The 14,777-nt window shown below is 63.3% G+C and carries 13 protein-coding genes; 9 read left to right on the top strand and 4 right to left on the bottom strand.

The annotated features are described in order from the left end of the window. Positions 1-39: 39 nt before the first annotated feature. From HWE04_RS19940 to HWE04_RS19920, 5 genes are all read left to right on the top strand, one after another. Entirely contained in the window at positions 40-1,011 is a 972-nt protein-coding gene (locus HWE04_RS19940) for a Bug family tripartite tricarboxylate transporter substrate binding protein (protein WP_241813494.1), read from the top strand. A 79-nt stretch (positions 1,012-1,090) separates the two neighbouring features. Further along, positions 1,091-2,197: an ABC transporter substrate-binding protein gene (locus tag HWE04_RS19935; RefSeq protein WP_241813493.1), complete on the top strand. Its 1,107-nt coding sequence runs from the start codon at positions 1,091-1,093 to the stop codon at positions 2,195-2,197. Positions 2,198-2,374: 177 nt separating this feature from the next. After that, the gene (locus tag HWE04_RS19930; RefSeq protein WP_241813492.1) at positions 2,375-4,186 is read left to right on the top strand and encodes an ABC transporter permease; all 1,812 of its coding nucleotides are present in this window, start codon (positions 2,375-2,377) and stop codon (positions 4,184-4,186) included. 85 nt (positions 4,187-4,271) lie between these two features. Beyond that, entirely contained in the window at positions 4,272-5,360 is a 1,089-nt protein-coding gene (locus tag HWE04_RS19925; protein ID WP_102662675.1) for an ABC transporter ATP-binding protein, read from the top strand. Between the two features lie 197 nt (positions 5,361-5,557). Beyond that, a complete protein-coding gene (locus tag HWE04_RS19920) occupies positions 5,558-6,637 on the top strand; it encodes a porin (protein ID WP_077234910.1) in 1,080 nt (359 codons plus the stop codon). Positions 6,638-6,749: 112 nt separating this feature from the next. On the opposite strand, the gene HWE04_RS19915 is transcribed toward HWE04_RS19920, so the two are convergent. Continuing rightward, entirely contained in the window at positions 6,750-7,379 is a 630-nt protein-coding gene (locus HWE04_RS19915) for a disulfide bond formation protein B (RefSeq protein WP_241813491.1), read from the bottom strand. Between the two features lie 350 nt (positions 7,380-7,729). Here HWE04_RS19915 and HWE04_RS19910 point away from each other — a divergent pair, with 350 nt between their 5' ends. The 4 genes from HWE04_RS19910 to HWE04_RS19895 all read left to right on the top strand — a co-directional run bounded on the left by HWE04_RS19910 (position 7,730) and on the right by HWE04_RS19895 (position 12,295). Continuing rightward, positions 7,730-8,701 carry a 3-hydroxyacyl-CoA dehydrogenase NAD-binding domain-containing protein gene (locus HWE04_RS19910; protein WP_006461245.1) on the top strand — a complete coding sequence of 324 codons (972 nt, stop codon included), beginning with the start codon at positions 7,730-7,732 and terminating at the stop codon, positions 8,699-8,701. Between the two features lie 65 nt (positions 8,702-8,766). Beyond that, on the top strand, positions 8,767-9,696 hold the full coding sequence (locus HWE04_RS19905; RefSeq protein ID WP_077234913.1) for a LysR family transcriptional regulator: 930 nt from the start codon (positions 8,767-8,769) through the stop codon (positions 9,694-9,696). Positions 9,697-9,941: 245 nt separating this feature from the next. Next, a complete protein-coding gene (locus HWE04_RS19900; RefSeq protein WP_241813490.1) occupies positions 9,942-11,291 on the top strand; it encodes an MFS transporter in 1,350 nt (449 codons plus the stop codon). A gap of 20 nt (positions 11,292-11,311) precedes the next feature. Continuing rightward, positions 11,312-12,295, top strand: coding sequence for a M14 family metallopeptidase (locus tag HWE04_RS19895; protein ID WP_241813489.1), 984 nt, complete (start codon positions 11,312-11,314; stop codon positions 12,293-12,295). Positions 12,296-12,542: 247 nt separating this feature from the next. Here the strand turns inward: HWE04_RS19895 and HWE04_RS19890 are convergent, their stop codons facing one another. The 3 genes from HWE04_RS19890 to HWE04_RS19880 form a co-directional block, all read right to left on the bottom strand. After that, positions 12,543-13,022 (bottom strand): nuclear transport factor 2 family protein, encoded by a 480-nt coding sequence (locus HWE04_RS19890; protein ID WP_102662687.1) that lies wholly within the window; start codon positions 13,020-13,022, stop codon positions 12,543-12,545. 9 nt (positions 13,023-13,031) lie between these two features. Continuing rightward, on the bottom strand, positions 13,032-13,643 hold the full coding sequence (locus HWE04_RS19885) for a TetR/AcrR family transcriptional regulator (protein WP_241813488.1): 612 nt from the start codon (positions 13,641-13,643) through the stop codon (positions 13,032-13,034). 211 nt (positions 13,644-13,854) lie between these two features. Continuing rightward, complete coding sequence (locus HWE04_RS19880) at positions 13,855-14,748, bottom strand: LysR family transcriptional regulator (protein ID WP_241813516.1); 894 nt, start codon at positions 14,746-14,748, stop codon at positions 13,855-13,857. Positions 14,749-14,777 lie beyond the last annotated feature (29 nt).

Raw genomic sequence — 14,777 nt, 5'->3', positions numbered from 1 at the left:
CCGCCCGTCCCGTATTGCATCCCCTGTGCCGCTGACGCCATGAAGGCGAACCGCTGGCACCGCTTTGTGGCCGCTTGCCTGCTGGCATGCGCGGCGCCGTGCGCCCTGGCGGTGGAATGCATCGTGCCGGCCAAGCCTGGCGGTGGCATGGATGCCTCGTGCAAGCTGTTGCGGCGGGTGATGCAGGAACAGGACGGTCGCGACGCCCAGGGCAACGTGAAGGTCGCCTACCTGCCCGGTGGCATCGGGGCCGTGGCCTGGGGTTCGGTGGTGTCGCACCGCCGCGGTGGTCCGGATTCGCTGGTGGCGTTTTCAGGCGGTTCCCTGCTGGGACTGGCGCAAGGCAAGTACGGTCGCGCCGATGCCGGCGATGTACGCTGGGTGGCCGGGGTCGGGATCGACCACGGCATGATCGCAGTCCGTAGCGATGCGCCCTGGCGCAGCCTGAAGCAGTTGCTGGAGGCCATCCGCAAGGATCCCTCGGCCACCACCATCGGCCTGTCCGGCACGGCCGGCAGCCAGGACTGGCTGAAGGTGGCCATGCTGGTCCAGCGTGCCGGCATGGCACCGCGCCAGTTCCATTTCGTGGCGCTGGAAGGCGGTGGCGACTCGTTCGCGGCCCTGCAGGCCGGCCACGTGCAGGTGATTTCCGGCGATGCCTCGGAGGCCGCCCATTTCATCGCCGAAGGCAAGGTGCGCATCCTGGCGGTACTGTCCGAGCAGCGCCTGCCGGGGCCGCTGCAGGAGGTGCCGACCGCACGCGAGCAGGGTTATGACGTGGTGTGGCCCATCATCCGCGGCTTCTACATGAGCCCGTATGCCAGCGAGGACGATTACCAGCGCTGGGTGCGCTATTTCGACAAGGCGATGGCCGATCCTGCATTCGATCGCCAGCGCAGTATCGGCGGCTTGCAGCCCTTTGCCATGACCGGCAAGCCGCTTTCGGATTACATCGCGCAGACCGTGGCGCGATATCGCAAGCTGTCCCAGGAGTTAGGCCTGGTGCGTTGACAGTGCGGGTGGGCAGGCGCCGTCAGGCGCTCTCTGCTGACTTGCCGGCGCGGGCCATTTTCATCATCAAGGAGAATCCATGTTGCACAAACGTCGCCTGAGCATCGCGCTCGGCCTGGCCCTCGCTTTGCCCGTCGCCTTGAGTGGAGTCGCTCATGCCGATACCCCTGCCGGCTATCCGGCCGACTACGCCAAGATCATCGAAGGCGCCAGGAAGGAAGGCAAGGTCGTGATCTACAGCACCACCGATTCCAAGGCCGCCGAATCGCTGATCAAGGATTTCAGTGCGCTCTATCCGGCCGTCAAGGTCGAGTACAACGACATGAATTCCACCGAAGCCTACAACCGCTTCATCTCCGAGGCGGCCGCCGGTGGCGCCACCGCCGACGTGATGTGGTCGTCCTCGATGGACCTGCAGGTCAAGCTGGCCGCCGAAGGCTATGCGCTGCCCTACAAGTCGCCGGAAGCGGCTGCCGTTCCCGCCTGGGCCAACTGGAAGGACACCGCCTACGGCACCACCTTCGAGCCGGCGGCCATTGTCTATAACAAGCGCCTGGTGACCGAAGCCGAAGTGCCGACCACCCATGCCGACTTCACCAAGCTGCTGACCACCAAGCAAGACAAGTTCAAGAACAAGGTCACCACCTACGACATCGAGAAGTCCGGTGTCGGCTTTAGCCTGATGACCTACGACCTCAAGCACAATCCGCAGTTCTGGGACTTCGCCCGCGCCATGGGCGGCGTGGCGGCACGCGTGCAATCCTCCACCGGTACCATGCTGGAGCGCATCTCTTCCGGTGAAAACCTGATCGGCTACAACATCCTCGGTCCCTACGCCCTGGTGCGCGCCAAGAAGGACCCATCCATCGGCGTGGCCTTCACCAAGGACTACAACCTGGTGCTCTCGCGGGTGATCTTCGTCAACAAGGCCGGCAAGAACGTCAATGCCGCCAAGCTGTGGGTGGACTACATCCTCTCCAAGCGCGGCCAGACCATCATCGCCAATGACGCGCAGCTGTTCGCCATCCGTGGCGACGTGACCGGCGCTACCACCTCGGCCGAGCTGACCCAGCAACTGGGCGCGGCCCTGAAGCCCATGCCGGTCTCCACCGAACTGCTGGAATACCTGGACCAGAAGAAGCGCCTGGACTTCCTGAAGCAGTGGAAGGAAGCCACCAAGAAGTAAGCCCCTGCCCCGTCCGGTCCGGGGAGGTCCGGGCGGGGTCGTCCAAGCAGCCAGGTTCCATCCGTCTGAATCATTGCTCTCCCGGAGCGCCTCTGTGCGGCTCCGTGGGAGCGGTATTGCCGTCGCTTTGCCAGTTCTGATCCTTTTGTCCCGATTTGCCTATTCATGAGGCGCACCATGCAAACCTCCACAACGCTAGCGCGCAGCGAGCAAGCCCTGCCAGTCCGCCGCTTCCGGCTGAACTGGCCACGCGGCCTGGTCGTGCTGCTGGCAGCCCTGGCCATCTTCGTGCCGCTGCTGCTGATCTTCTACCAGAGCTTCCTGTCGGCGCCATTCTTCGCGCCGGTGAAGACGCTGACCCTGGATTCCTACCGGTTCATCTTCGACGATCCGGACTTCCGTCAGGCCTTCATCAATGGCTTCACCCTGGCCGCCGGCCTGACGTTGATCGCCGTGCCGCTGGGCGGCATGCTGGCCTTCCTGATGGTGCGGACCGACCTGCCCGGTCGCAGCCTGATCGCCCCGGCGCTGATGGTGCCGATCTTCGTTTCGCCCATGGTGATCGGCTTCGGCTACGTGGTCTCGATGGGACCGGTGGGCTTCTATACCGTGTGGATGAAAAACCTGCTGTCGGTATTCGGCTTCGAGGGCGACCCCTGGAACATCTATTCCTTCACCAGCATTGTCATCATCGCCGGCCTGACCCACGTACCGCACGTCTACCTGTACGCTTCGTCGGCACTCAAGAGCCTGGGCTCGGACGTGGAGGAGGCCGCCCGCGTGGCCGGCGCCTCGCCGCTGCAGGTGGCCTTGAACGTGTCGCTGCCGATGATCACGCCGGCCCTGGCCTATTCGGGCGTGCTGGTGTTCTTCCTCGGTTTCGAAGTGTTCGGCCTGGTGCTGGTGCTGGGCGATCCGGAAGGTCACCTGGTCCTGCCGACCTATCTCTACAAGCTCACCAACAAGCTGGGGACGCCGTCCTATCATCTGATGGCGGCAGTGGCCGTGTGCCTGGTGGCGGTGACCATGCCGCTGGTGATGATGCAGCGCTGGCTGCTGCGTTCGGCCAACAAGTATGTCGCCATCAAGGGCAAGGGCGCGCGCCAGAAGGCTCTGCCGCTGGGCAAATGGCGCTGGGTGGCGTTCGCGCTGATCGCCGGCTGGCTGCTCTTCACCGTGGTGATCCCGCTGTCGGGTATTGCCCTGCGTACCTTCGTCTCGCACTGGGGTGACGGCGTGAACCTGCTGGAAGTGCTGACCCTGGACAACCTCCTGAACGTCTGGGACCAGCCCTCGCTGGTGCGCGGCATCATCAACACGGTGCTCATCGGTGTCATCGGTGGCGCCCTGGCGGTGGCCTGCTATACCGCCATCGCCCTGGCCATGCACCGCAAGCAGGATGGCATCACCCGCTTCCTCGACTACAGCGTGCTGGTGCCGCGTGCGGTGCCGGGCCTGCTGGCCGGCCTGTCCTTCCTGTGGGTGTTCCTGTTCGTACCGTCGCTGCTGGATTCGGCCCTGAAGGGCATCGATAACCCCATCGCCCTGTGGCTGGTGGACAGCTTCATCCCGGCGCTGCGTGGCCTGCGTTCGACCATCTTCTCGGTCTGGCTGGCGTATTCGGTGGTGTGGATGGCCTACGGCCTGCGCCTGATCAATACCGCCCTGCTGCAGGTCGGGCCGGAACTGGAAGAGGCGGCCCGCGCCGTCGGCGCCTCACGCTCCCGTGTCACGCGTGACGTCACCATCCCGCTGGTGCGCTATGGGCTGATCGGCGCCTGGCTGATGGTGTTCCTGATCTTCGAGCGCGAATACTCGACCGGCGTCTACCTGCTCTCGCCGGGCACCGAGGTGATCGGCTCCATGATCGTCTCCATGTGGGCGGCCGGCGCGGTGGAACTGGTGGCGGCACTGTCCTTCATCAACATCACGCTGGTGGCCGTGGGCCTGGGCATTGCGCTGCGCTTTGGCGTCAAGCTGCACGACTGACTCCGACAACCGAATCTATCCATTGCATGCGTCGGGCGCCCGGCTGCCCGACGCCCCTTAAGCAAGCGTCTCCAAAGGAATCATCATGAGCGAACTTTCCGTCAACGACCTGCACCTGGACTACGGTAGCGGCGCCCACGCCAACCCCATTCTCAAGGGCGTCTCCATGGAACTGCAGCGCGGTGAAGTGGTGGCCCTGCTGGGCCCCTCCGGCAGCGGCAAGACCACCCTGCTGCGCGCCGTGGCCGGGCTGGAATCGCCCAAGGCCGGCAGCATCGACATCGGCACCCGCCGCGTCTTCGATGGCAGCCGCAACTTCGAGATGCCGGCCGAAGAGCGCAACCTGGGCCTGGTGTTCCAGTCCTATGCGCTGTGGCCGCACAAGACCGTGGCCGACAACGTGGCCTATGGCCTGAAGTTGCGCAAGACACCCTCGGCCGAGATCGCCACCCGCGTCAAGGCGGTGCTCTCGCAACTGGGCCTGGGCCACCTGGGTGAGCGCTATCCGCACCAGCTCTCCGGCGGCCAGCAGCAGCGCGTGGCCATTGCCCGTGCCCTGGTCTACAACCCGCAGGTGATCCTGCTGGACGAACCGCTCTCCAATCTCGACGCCAAGCTGCGCGAGGAAGCCCGCGCCTTCCTGCGCGAACTGATCGTGCGCCTGGGCCTGTCGGCCCTGATGGTGACCCACGACCAGGGTGAGGCCATGGCGATCTCCGACCGCATCCTGCTGCTCAACAATGGCCGCATCGAACAGCAGGGTACGCCGCAGAGCATGTACCAGACCCCAGATACCCTGTTCACCGCCGAGTTCATGGGCAGCAACAACAAGCTGGCCGCCGAGGTAGTCAGCCGGGATGGCGAGCGTGTGACCCTCAAGCTCGATGGCGGCACCGCTGTTGCCACCCTGCGCGGCCGCAACGATGCCCAGCCGGGCCAGCAGCTGACCGGCATCATCCGCGTCGAACAGGTGCGCGTCTCCGGCGAGCAGACCGGCAATGCCATCCGCCTGCCGCTGTCAACCTGCATGTACCTGGGCGACCGCTGGGAATGCCTGTTCAAGGTCGAGGGCGGCCCGGCCGGCGCGGTCGGCCTGCGTGCCTACGCGCCGCAGCGTCTGGAGCAGGGCGAGTACTGGCTGTCGCTGCCGGAACAGGCGCTGTGGGCGTTCTGACGCGCTGACGTTGCTGCAGCTCGCCCAGGCTATCAACGGTTCATCCCATCGATGAAGCAAGGGAGCGGACGGCTACCCGCCGTTCTTCCCGCTCGTCCGGCCGGCTCGTCGGCGCGGCAGGGCGCAATACCAGAAGACGTCGCACGGCGCGCCCGTGCCGACGCAAACCATCCAAGCTTTCAACCAAGGAGACCTCAGTGCAAAGGAATCACCTCGCCGCCAGCATGCTGGCAGCATTCGCCACCCTCGCCACCATGGCCACGACCGGCGCCCAGGCGCAGTCGTCGGTCACCGTCTACGGCCTGATCGATTCGGGCGTGGAATTCGTCAACCACGCCAATGCGGCCGGCAACAATGTCGTGCGCCTGAGCTCGGGCATGATGAACACCTCCCGCATCGGCTTCCGTGGCACGGAAGACCTGGGCGGTGGCCTCAAGGCCGTGTTCCAGCTGGAAAACGGCTTCAAGCTCGACACCGGCAGCTTCGACGGCGACACCAACCAGCTCTTCAACCGCCAGTCCACCGTCGGCCTGGAAGGCGGTTTCGGTCGCGTGGTCATGGGTCGTTCCTTCTCGACCACCTATGACTTCATCCTGCCCTTCGATCCCATGGGCTATTCGGCCAACTATTCGTGGGTGACCTCGGCCGGCGCCACCGGTAGCCGCAAGGATGGCATGCCGACCGGCGTGTCCAACCTGGTCAAGTACCAGGGTGAATTTTCCGGCGTGAAGGTCGGTGCCATGTATGGCTTCGGCGAAGTGGCTGGCGACACCAGCAACGGCGCCAAGTATGGCGTCGGCCTGGGCTGGGGTTCGGGTCCGTTCAGCGTGGCCGCGACCTACGACCGCGTCAACAGCACCACCGCCACCAGCGCCGCCTACGACCGCGCGACCAGCGCCCACCTGGCCGCCGGTTACCAGTTGTCGGATGCCTGGAAGTTCAACCTGGGCTACCGCTACTACAAGAAGAGCCTGGCCACCGGCGCCACCGACCTGCGCAGCGATTTCTTCTGGGGTGGCGTGACCTACAAGTTCACTCCGGCCATGAGCGTGATCGGTGCCATCTACTACCAGAACATCAAGAACGTAGCCAACGATGCCGATCCGATCATGTACTCGTTGCGTCTGAAGTATGCGATGTCCAAGCGCACCGACCTGTACCTGAGTACGGCCTATGCCAAGGCCAAGAACAACCAGCTGGTCGGCCTCTCGCGTGACGAGGCTGGCTTCGCCAACAGCCAGTTCGGCATGGCGCTGGGCATGCAGCACCGCTTCTGATGTACTGATGTATTGAAGCAAGGTCCGGGTGGCAAGGCACCCGGACTGGATAGTCTTGAGTCGTTCATTGCACGGCGCATCCCCGTCATCAGCGGGGTGCGCCGTTTTTTTATTACGGGATAGGGGTATTGCCGGCCTGGAGCTGCAGGCGGCCGAACAGATTTTCGTCGCAGATACCGGGATCGCAAGCGGCCATCGTGGCGGCCAGATGCGCGCCCACCAGGAGGACGAAGGCCGCGCATGTCGTGATCCTGGCCCAGGGAGTACGGACCTGTATATCGGGCTCCTCGGCCATCTGCATCAGCACCAGGGTGGCCGGATATTCCGCGCTCTTGACGCCCAGCAGGCCGGCGATGGTGGCCAGCGCAACCAGCGAAAACAGCGCCGAGAGCGTGTAGAAATGCATTCCCAGCAGCACTGCACCCGGTGCATCCTGACCTGGCAGACCTTCCAGCGTCAGTTGGCGCAGCGCGCTCACGCCGGTCAGCAGGGCGCCGATCACCGCCATGCCGTAGTGCGCGCTCTTCACGCCAAAGCGCAGGTTGCGCATGAACCCGATGCCGGTCAGGATGATGCCCGTGCGCTGCAGGAGGCAGAGCGGGCAGAGCGGTTCCTGCAGGGCCCACTGGAAGTAGAGCAGCAGGCCCAGGCAGCTGCTGATGGCCAGCAGGCAGACGCAGTTGAGGAAGACCCCGCCCGGCAGGATAGGGTCACGCGGAGTAAAGACGATGGAACGGTCCATGATCGCTATCCATCTCTAAAGTACGAAACCCGGGTTACCTTGTATGTGCTGGCTGAACCACCACAAGCTCACCCCCACGCTTGCCAACCATAGCTTATTGCTTAATGACCTCCACCCCAGTGCGATCACCACGACGGTCAGAAATGCCAGCAGGAAGGGGATGTACAAGAACATGAAAGCGCCTGGAGTTGGTTCGGACTCGTGTCCGATTTATTGTTTTGTATGGTTTGTACGGCATCGTAGCTGAAGGCCCGTAGGAATCTCGCTAAAATTCCTCGAATAAAATCGAGAAATCATTACTTTATTTGAGTTCATTTCACTTCCCATCAGGGCAAGAAGAGGAGATACAGATGCAAGAATCAACATCCGGCGCCGTCCGCGGCAAGCAGGGCGTGCGGCGTGTTGCCGTGGTGGGTACCGGGGTCATCGGCGCCAGCTGGGTGGCCTATTTCCTGGCACAGGGACTGGACGTCTCGGCGACCGACCCCATGCCTGGCGCCGAAGAGAAGCTGCGCCAGGCCGTTGCGCGCCATTGGCCCAGCCTGGAAGTGCTGGGGCTGGCGCCGGGCGCGTCGCTGGATCGGCTGCGTTTTTCGGCGCAGCTGGAAGAGGCGCTGGCCGATGCCGATTTCGTCCAGGAAAATGGCCCCGAGCGTGAAGACCTCAAGATCGACCTGTTCCGGCGCATGGATGCCGTGCTGCCGGCTGACGTGGTGCTAGCGTCCAGTTCTTCGGGCCTGTTGATGAGCAAGGTGCAGGCCGCCTGCCGCCATCCCGGCCGGGTGGTGCTGGGCCATCCCTTCAACCCGCCCCATCTGATCCCGCTGGTGGAAGTGATCGGCGGTGAACAGAGTTCGCCCGAGGCGGTGCAGGCCGCGCTGGACTTCTACACCGCCATCGGCAAGAAAGCCATCCACGTGCGCAAGGAGGTCAAGGGGCATATCGCCAACCGGCTCCAGGCCGCCTTGTGGCGTGAGGCTTTCCATCTGGTCGAGCAGGGCGTGGCCAGTACCGAGGACATCGACACCGCCATCGCCTACGGCCCCGGCTTGCGCTGGGCGCTGATGGGCCCCTATCTGAACCTGCACATGTCGGGCGGCGAGGGCGGCATCCAGCACATGCTGGACCACCTGGGCCCCCCCATCGAGAGCTGGTGGGCCGACCTCGGAACGCCTGCCATCACCGACGCACTCAAGGCCCGGATCCGTGCCGGCGTGGAAGAGCAGATGGCCGGCAAGACCTCTGCTGCGATCGCCGCCGAGCGCGATCAGTTGCTGGTGCAGCTGCTGGCGGCCAAGGGGCGGGCCAAGGTCATTCCCTGAGAGCCAAGGGCCGCGGAAAGCAGCATGGACGAGTATCGCCAACACCAAACTCCAGAGGTGGCATTGTGCATTTGATATGGCTGGAAGACTTCATCGAGCTGGCACGCACGCGCAGTTTTTCGCGGGCCGCCGAGAATCGCTTCGTTACCCATCCGGCCTTCGGTCGGCGCATCAAGGCGCTGGAGCAGTGGGTCGGCGCGGAGCTGGTGGTGCGCGCGCATCCGGTGTCACTGACCGCCGCGGGCAGGCTGTTCCTGGATGCGGCCACGCATTCGACCGACGTGCTCTACGCTGCCCGCGCCCAGTTGCAGGATGCCTCCAGCCCGGTGGAAAAAACCTTGCGTGTGGCCACCGGGCGCACCCTGGCGCGGACCTTTTTTCCGGACTGGTACGAGAGCATCAACCAGCGCTTCGGGCCGTTTCCGGTGTCGCTCAGTACCGGTGGTGCGCAGGAGGTGATCCTGCGACTGGGCACGGGGGATGCCGATCTGCTGGTGATCTATTCCAGTCCCACGACGCGCCTGCTGATCGACCCGATGCGCTACGAGTCCCTGACGCTGGCGCGCGAGATCCTGCTGCCGGTGGCCGCCGTCGATGCCAAGGGACGGGCGCGCTTCAAGCTGCCGGCAGCCGGTACGGGCGGTGCAGCCGCGCTGGCGCCGATTCCATGGCTGGGCTTCTCGCAGTCGCTGACCTTGCGCGGGGTGCTGGCCAAGCATCTGGCGGGCCTGTCGAGAAAGATTGCCTTGCGCATGGTGTATGAAGCCGACTCCTACGAATCCATCCACGAGATGGCGCGTCGCGGTGCAGGCGTGGCCTGGCTGCCCCAGCGGCTGGTACAGGAAGACCTCAGCGAGCGCCGCCTGAAGATCATCGGCGAACCCGAGATGCGCGTGAACTTCGACATTTCGCTCTATCGCATGCGGGGCAACGACAATGCGCTGGTCAATGCCATCTGGGAGGGCGTCTCCGCGGACGCCATCGAGCAGGCCTGATAGGCGCCGGCCCGTCCCAGACCCTTCCTGCCGCAAAAAGCACAGGCTTGTGCCGAAACGGCAATCGCCAGAAAAAGCGGCTCCCTATACTCCCTCGACGTTCTCGGCATGCCTTCCGATGCGTCTGGAAAGTGCGCGCACTTTTCCGGACAGATCAAGCGTGCGAGCCAAATAGAACAGGCGGCGCAGCCAGGATTGCTAACGCAGCAGCGATGCGCCGCCCACAGAGAAGAGGGAGCCATCGCATGTCAGCTGAACTAGAGCCATCCGCCGCAAGTGTCGCCAACGCCAGCAGCGCCACCAGCGCCTCCGCCCAGCACGCAGCCCGCCGCAAGAACCCCTGGAAGGAAATCTGTGCCGCCAGTATCGGTAACGCCCTGGAGTTCTACGATCTGCTGATCTACGGCTACTTTGCCGTGGTGATTGGCAAGCTGTTCTTCCCGGCGCAGGACGATACGACCTCCTTGCTTCTCAGTGTGGGTACCTTCGGGATTTCCTTCGTCATCCGTCCGCTCGGTGCCATCGTGCTGGGGTCCTACGCCGACCGTGCCGGTCGCAAGGCCTCACTCACGGCATCGATCCTGATCATGATGGTGGGCACGGCGATGATCGCCTTCGCGCCGACCTATGCACAGATCGGCATCGCTTCTCCGTTGATCATCATCGTCGCGCGCCTGCTGCAGGGTTTCTCCACCGGCGGAGAATTCGGTGCGGCGACGGCCTTCATGGTCGAGCATGCCGACGCCAAACGACGCGGCTTCTTCGCCAGCTGGCAGTTGTCTACGCAAGGCCTGGCCACGGTACTGGCCGCCGGTGTCAGTGCGCTGCTCAGCTATCTGCTCACCGAGACGCAACTCAATGAATGGGGCTGGCGCGTCGCCTTCTGCTTCGGTCTGCTGGTGGGTCCCGTGGGTCTCTATATCCGCAGCCAGATCGATGAAACACCGGAATTCAAGAAGGTCGCGGCAGCAGCGACCCAATCCGAAAAATCACCGCTGGTACTGGTGCTGGTACGTGATCGCGCCAAGCTGCTGCTGGCCATTGGCGTGGTCGCCGGTGCCACTGCGTTCAACTACGTGCACAAGCTCTACATGCCGACCTATGCGTTGAAGCAACTGCACATTCCTGCGACCTCATCCTTCATCGGTGCCCTCATCACCGGACTGGTACTGATGCTGACGGCACCCGTATTCGGCACCCTGTCGGACCGCTATGGGCGCTTCCGCGTGCTGACCATCGCCATGGCGGCGATCGGGTTGAGTTCCTATCCCCTGTTCATGTTGCTCAACACCTGGCCGACCATGTCCACCCTGATTGCGGTACAGGGCATCGTCGGCGTACTGATCGCGGCCTGCCTGGGTCCGATCCCGGCCCTGCTGTCGGATATCTTCCCGACCCAGACCCGTGGCACGGGTCTTGCGTTGAGCTACAACTTTTCCGTGACCCTGTTCGGCGGCTTCTCCCCGCTCATCGTGACCTGGATGATCGCGGCCAGCACCAACAACATGGCACCGAGCTTCTACGTCATGGCGACCGCACTGATCAGCCTGACGGCCGTCATCGTGCTGGGCCGCCGAACGGGACGCGCCCGATAAATCAAGCTGGAGCCTGTTGAATGAAAACCCTGGAACAAGTACGCGCCGCACTGAAGCACTATCCCGTCGAAGTGGCCTTTCCCGACATCGCCAAGTGGCAGCACGGCAACACCGGTGTCGACTACTTGCACAGCATCGACAGCGGCGTGGCCGGCCCGCACGTGATGATCCTGGCGCTGATGCATGGCAATGAGGTCAGCGGCGCGATCACCGTCGACCGCTTGCTGCAAGCCGGCCTGAAGCCGGTAAAGGGACGTATCACATTGGGCTTTGCCAACGTAGATGCCTATCGCCGCTTCGACGCCCGCGACCCGGATGCGACGCGCTATGTGGATGAAGACATGAACCGGGTCTGGTCGCCAGCGCGCCTGGATGGCGCCGACGACAGCCTGGAGCTGCGTCGCGCGCGCCAGCTGCGCCCCGTCATCGACACGGTCGACTACATGCTCGACCTGCATTCCATGCACGAAGAGGCGGTACCGCTGATTGTGAGTGGTCCCCTGGACAAGGGCATCCGCTTCGCCGCGGAGGTCGGAGCACCGGAACATGTGATCGTCGACGTCGGGCACCCGAATGGTGTGCGCATGCGCGACTACGGCGGCTTCGGCGATCCTGCCAGCGCGAAGAATGCGCTGTTGATCGAGACCGGCCAGCACTTCTCTGCGCGCAGCCGGGATGTGGCGATGGACTCGGCCTGCCGCTTCCTGATCGCGACCGGCGTGATGGAGAAGGCCGCTTTGATGGCCTTCATGTCAGCCGGCGAAACGGTAGCGCAGCGTGTCATCAAGGTGACCGAGCCGGTGGTGGCCACGTCCTATGACCTGGAATTTGCCGAAGACTATCGCGGCATGGAGATCATCGCCCAAGCCGGGACCGTCATCGCCCGCGAAGGTGAGCGGGAATTCGTCACGCCCTATGACAATTGCGTCATCGTCATGCCGTCCCTGCGCCAGCTCGGGCCCGGGGTCACCGTGGCGCGGCTGGGGCAGGTGGTCACGAGTTGACCGACATTCCACTTTGCTTGCAATTTGACAATTGCCGTTCGATATTCTTCTCGAACAAGACTGCTCTCGTCCGCTGGCCAGTCCTGTCGACTCCCATCGGGCCCTGGCACCGGGCTGATGTTCCTCTCAGGTCTGCTGCTCATCGCATTCCTGATGACCGTGTTCATCCGCATCAAGGAAAACAGAGGTGTCGTCGCGCCGGACTTGCGTACGGCCGGGCCGAAGTAGGCGCGACGGCGAGACCAGCTCAGAGTCCCAGTTCGGACAGGCCGGGGTGATCGTCGGGGCGACGTCCGAGCGGCCAGCGGAACAGCCTTTCGCTTTCAGTGATGGGGCGGTCGTTGATGCAGGCGTAACGGTTCTGCATCAGCCCGTCTTCATTGAATTCCCAGTTCTCGTTGCCGTAGGAGCGGAACCAGTTGCCGGAATCGTCGCGCCATTCATAGGCATAGCGCACGCCAATGCGGTTTCCGTTGAATGCCCACAGTTCCTTGATCAGGCGATATTCCAACTCCTTGGCCCACTTGCGCTCGAGGAAGGCACGTGCTTCGTCCCGGCCGTTGGCGAACTCGGCGCGATTACGCCAGCGCGTATCCAGGCTGTAGGCAAGCGAGACTTTTGCTGCATCGCGGGTGTTCCACCCATCTTCGGCCAGGCGCACCTTCTGGATGGCGGACTCGTGGGTGAACGGCGGAAGGGGCGGGCGAATTTCAGTATTGGATGACATGATATGACCTCAATGGTGAAGTGAATGTTTAGGTGAAACGGACCCCGCCTGCTGCTGCAGGGTGGATAAAAGCAGAGCGGCCGCTCTACCAGCGCTATCGGCGGCGCCTGTATCGCCAGTGACCATGGCCACTGCAGTTGCGCCGTCGATAAGAATCAGAAAATAGTTCGCGATTTCGTCCGGATTGTTCAGGCCTGACGCATTGGTCAGCTCACGGAGATAGGAGAGCAAGCGTTGTTTGTGCAGCGCCGCTACCGCACCAATCTCGGGATTGACCCCGCCAAGCTCACCGGCGGCATTGATAAATGCGCAGCCGTGGAAATCCTCGGTTTCAAACCATTGGCGCAGCGCAGGAAAGATCGCCGCAAGTCGCTCAAGCGGAGCACTGGTTTGCGAAGTCGCATCGATAAACCACGCCATCCACCGCTGGTCTCTCGCCAGCAGCGCGGCCGCGACCAAGGCTTCCTTGTTTGAGTAGAGCTGGTAGATACTGCGCCGCGCTACACCGGACGCCTTCACGATGGCATCCATCCCGGTGGCGTGAATGCCCCCTGAATAGATGAGTTTCTCGGTCGCGGCCAGTAGCCGGGCGGTGAGAGGGGAGTCGTCAGTAGTATCCATGTGAACCAGATGAGAATGATCGTTCTATGTATAGTAGAACGATCATTCTCAGTGGTCAACAACTTTCGTTGCGATGGGGAGAAAGAAACAACGGGCGTTGTGGTTGTTGATCAATTGCGAATGCGCAATGGATCGCTGTCCGGGCAGAGGGGAGGAATACCCGGCGCCCGAGAAAAACCGGCAGAAGCTGCCTGAACGCCCGACGCAGAGGTCAATGACGTATATAGGCGCCCAGACCCTTTACCAGGGCGGCAAATGTCACAGCGCAGCGCGGACTTGCTCGCAGGTCCTCATGCATGGCGACCCATGTTTCCATCTTGAGCGAGAATTGCCTGGGCAGCAGACGCACCAGTGCGTCGTCCCTCGCCGCCAATGCCACCTGGCAGATACCGATGCCGAAGCCGGCGCGGATGGCGGCCAGTTGTGCGAGGTCGCTATCGGTGCGGAACGCCAGGATGGCACGCGAAAGCCAGGGGAGCTCTTTCAATACCTTGCGCACATAGGCGCTTTCCTGGTCGAAGCCGATGAGCGCATGCTCGGCCAGCGCGTCGAGCGAGCGCGGTGTGCCGTGGGCCGCAAGATAGCGCTGGTGGGCATGTAGCCCCACTTCGATGCTGCCCAGCCGCCTGGCGATCAGCGCATCCTGCGACGGCTTGAACATGCGCACGGCGATATCGGCCTCTCGGTTCAGCAAGTCATCGGGCTTGTTTGACATGACCAGTTCGACGCGCAACTCCGGATGCTCCCGTTTGAGTTCGGTCAGGATGGGCGGCAGCACTTCCACGCTGATGACTTCGCTGGCGGTCAGCCTGACGGTCCCGCGCACTTCCTTGCCCTGGCTGCTGGCGACCCGGCGCAATGCAGCGGAGGTGGCGGCAATCCCGGCTGCATAGGGTTTCAGTTCCAGTGCTGCGTCAGTGGGCGAAAAGCCGTCGAAGGAGCGAACGAAGAGTTTCAATCCCAGCGTCGATTCCAGCTGGTCGATATGGCGGCCCACGGTCGGTTGCGTCAGACCCATCTCGCGTCCGGCCGCTGACAGCGAGCCCGTCTCCAAGACCTTGAGGAAGGTTCGGTACCACTCCCAATTCGGTTCGATGTCGGCCATGGTATTCATTTATGTATAGATGCTAGGCT

This window comes from Herbaspirillum sp. C7C2 (assembly GCF_022627865.1).
Classification (GTDB): domain Bacteria; phylum Pseudomonadota; class Gammaproteobacteria; order Burkholderiales; family Burkholderiaceae_D; genus Herbaspirillum; species Herbaspirillum frisingense.
The sequence above is the reverse complement of the archived record's forward strand: the minus strand, read 5'-3'. Positions and strand labels throughout refer to the sequence as shown.

Excerpts from the sequence above, each read along its gene's own strand:
- HWE04_RS19915 (WP_241813491.1), bottom strand. The coding sequence starts at position 7,379 with ATGGACCGTTCCATCGTCTTTACTCCGCGTGACCCTATCCTGCCGGGC.
- HWE04_RS19895 (WP_241813489.1), top strand. The coding sequence starts at position 11,312 with ATGAAAACCCTGGAACAAGTACGCGCCGCACTGAAGCACTATCCCGTC.
- HWE04_RS19935 (WP_241813493.1), top strand. The coding sequence starts at position 1,091 with ATGTTGCACAAACGTCGCCTGAGCATCGCGCTCGGCCTGGCCCTCGCT.
- HWE04_RS19900 (WP_241813490.1), top strand. The coding sequence starts at position 9,942 with ATGTCAGCTGAACTAGAGCCATCCGCCGCAAGTGTCGCCAACGCCAGC.
- HWE04_RS19885 (WP_241813488.1), bottom strand. The coding sequence starts at position 13,643 with ATGGATACTACTGACGACTCCCCTCTCACCGCCCGGCTACTGGCCGCG.
- HWE04_RS19880 (WP_241813516.1), bottom strand. The coding sequence starts at position 14,748 with ATGGCCGACATCGAACCGAATTGGGAGTGGTACCGAACCTTCCTCAAG.
- HWE04_RS19925 (WP_102662675.1), top strand. The coding sequence starts at position 4,272 with ATGAGCGAACTTTCCGTCAACGACCTGCACCTGGACTACGGTAGCGGC.
- HWE04_RS19910 (WP_006461245.1), top strand. The coding sequence starts at position 7,730 with ATGCAAGAATCAACATCCGGCGCCGTCCGCGGCAAGCAGGGCGTGCGG.
- HWE04_RS19940 (WP_241813494.1), top strand. The coding sequence starts at position 40 with ATGAAGGCGAACCGCTGGCACCGCTTTGTGGCCGCTTGCCTGCTGGCA.
- HWE04_RS19890 (WP_102662687.1), bottom strand. The coding sequence starts at position 13,022 with ATGTCATCCAATACTGAAATTCGCCCGCCCCTTCCGCCGTTCACCCAC.
- HWE04_RS19930 (WP_241813492.1), top strand. The coding sequence starts at position 2,375 with ATGCAAACCTCCACAACGCTAGCGCGCAGCGAGCAAGCCCTGCCAGTC.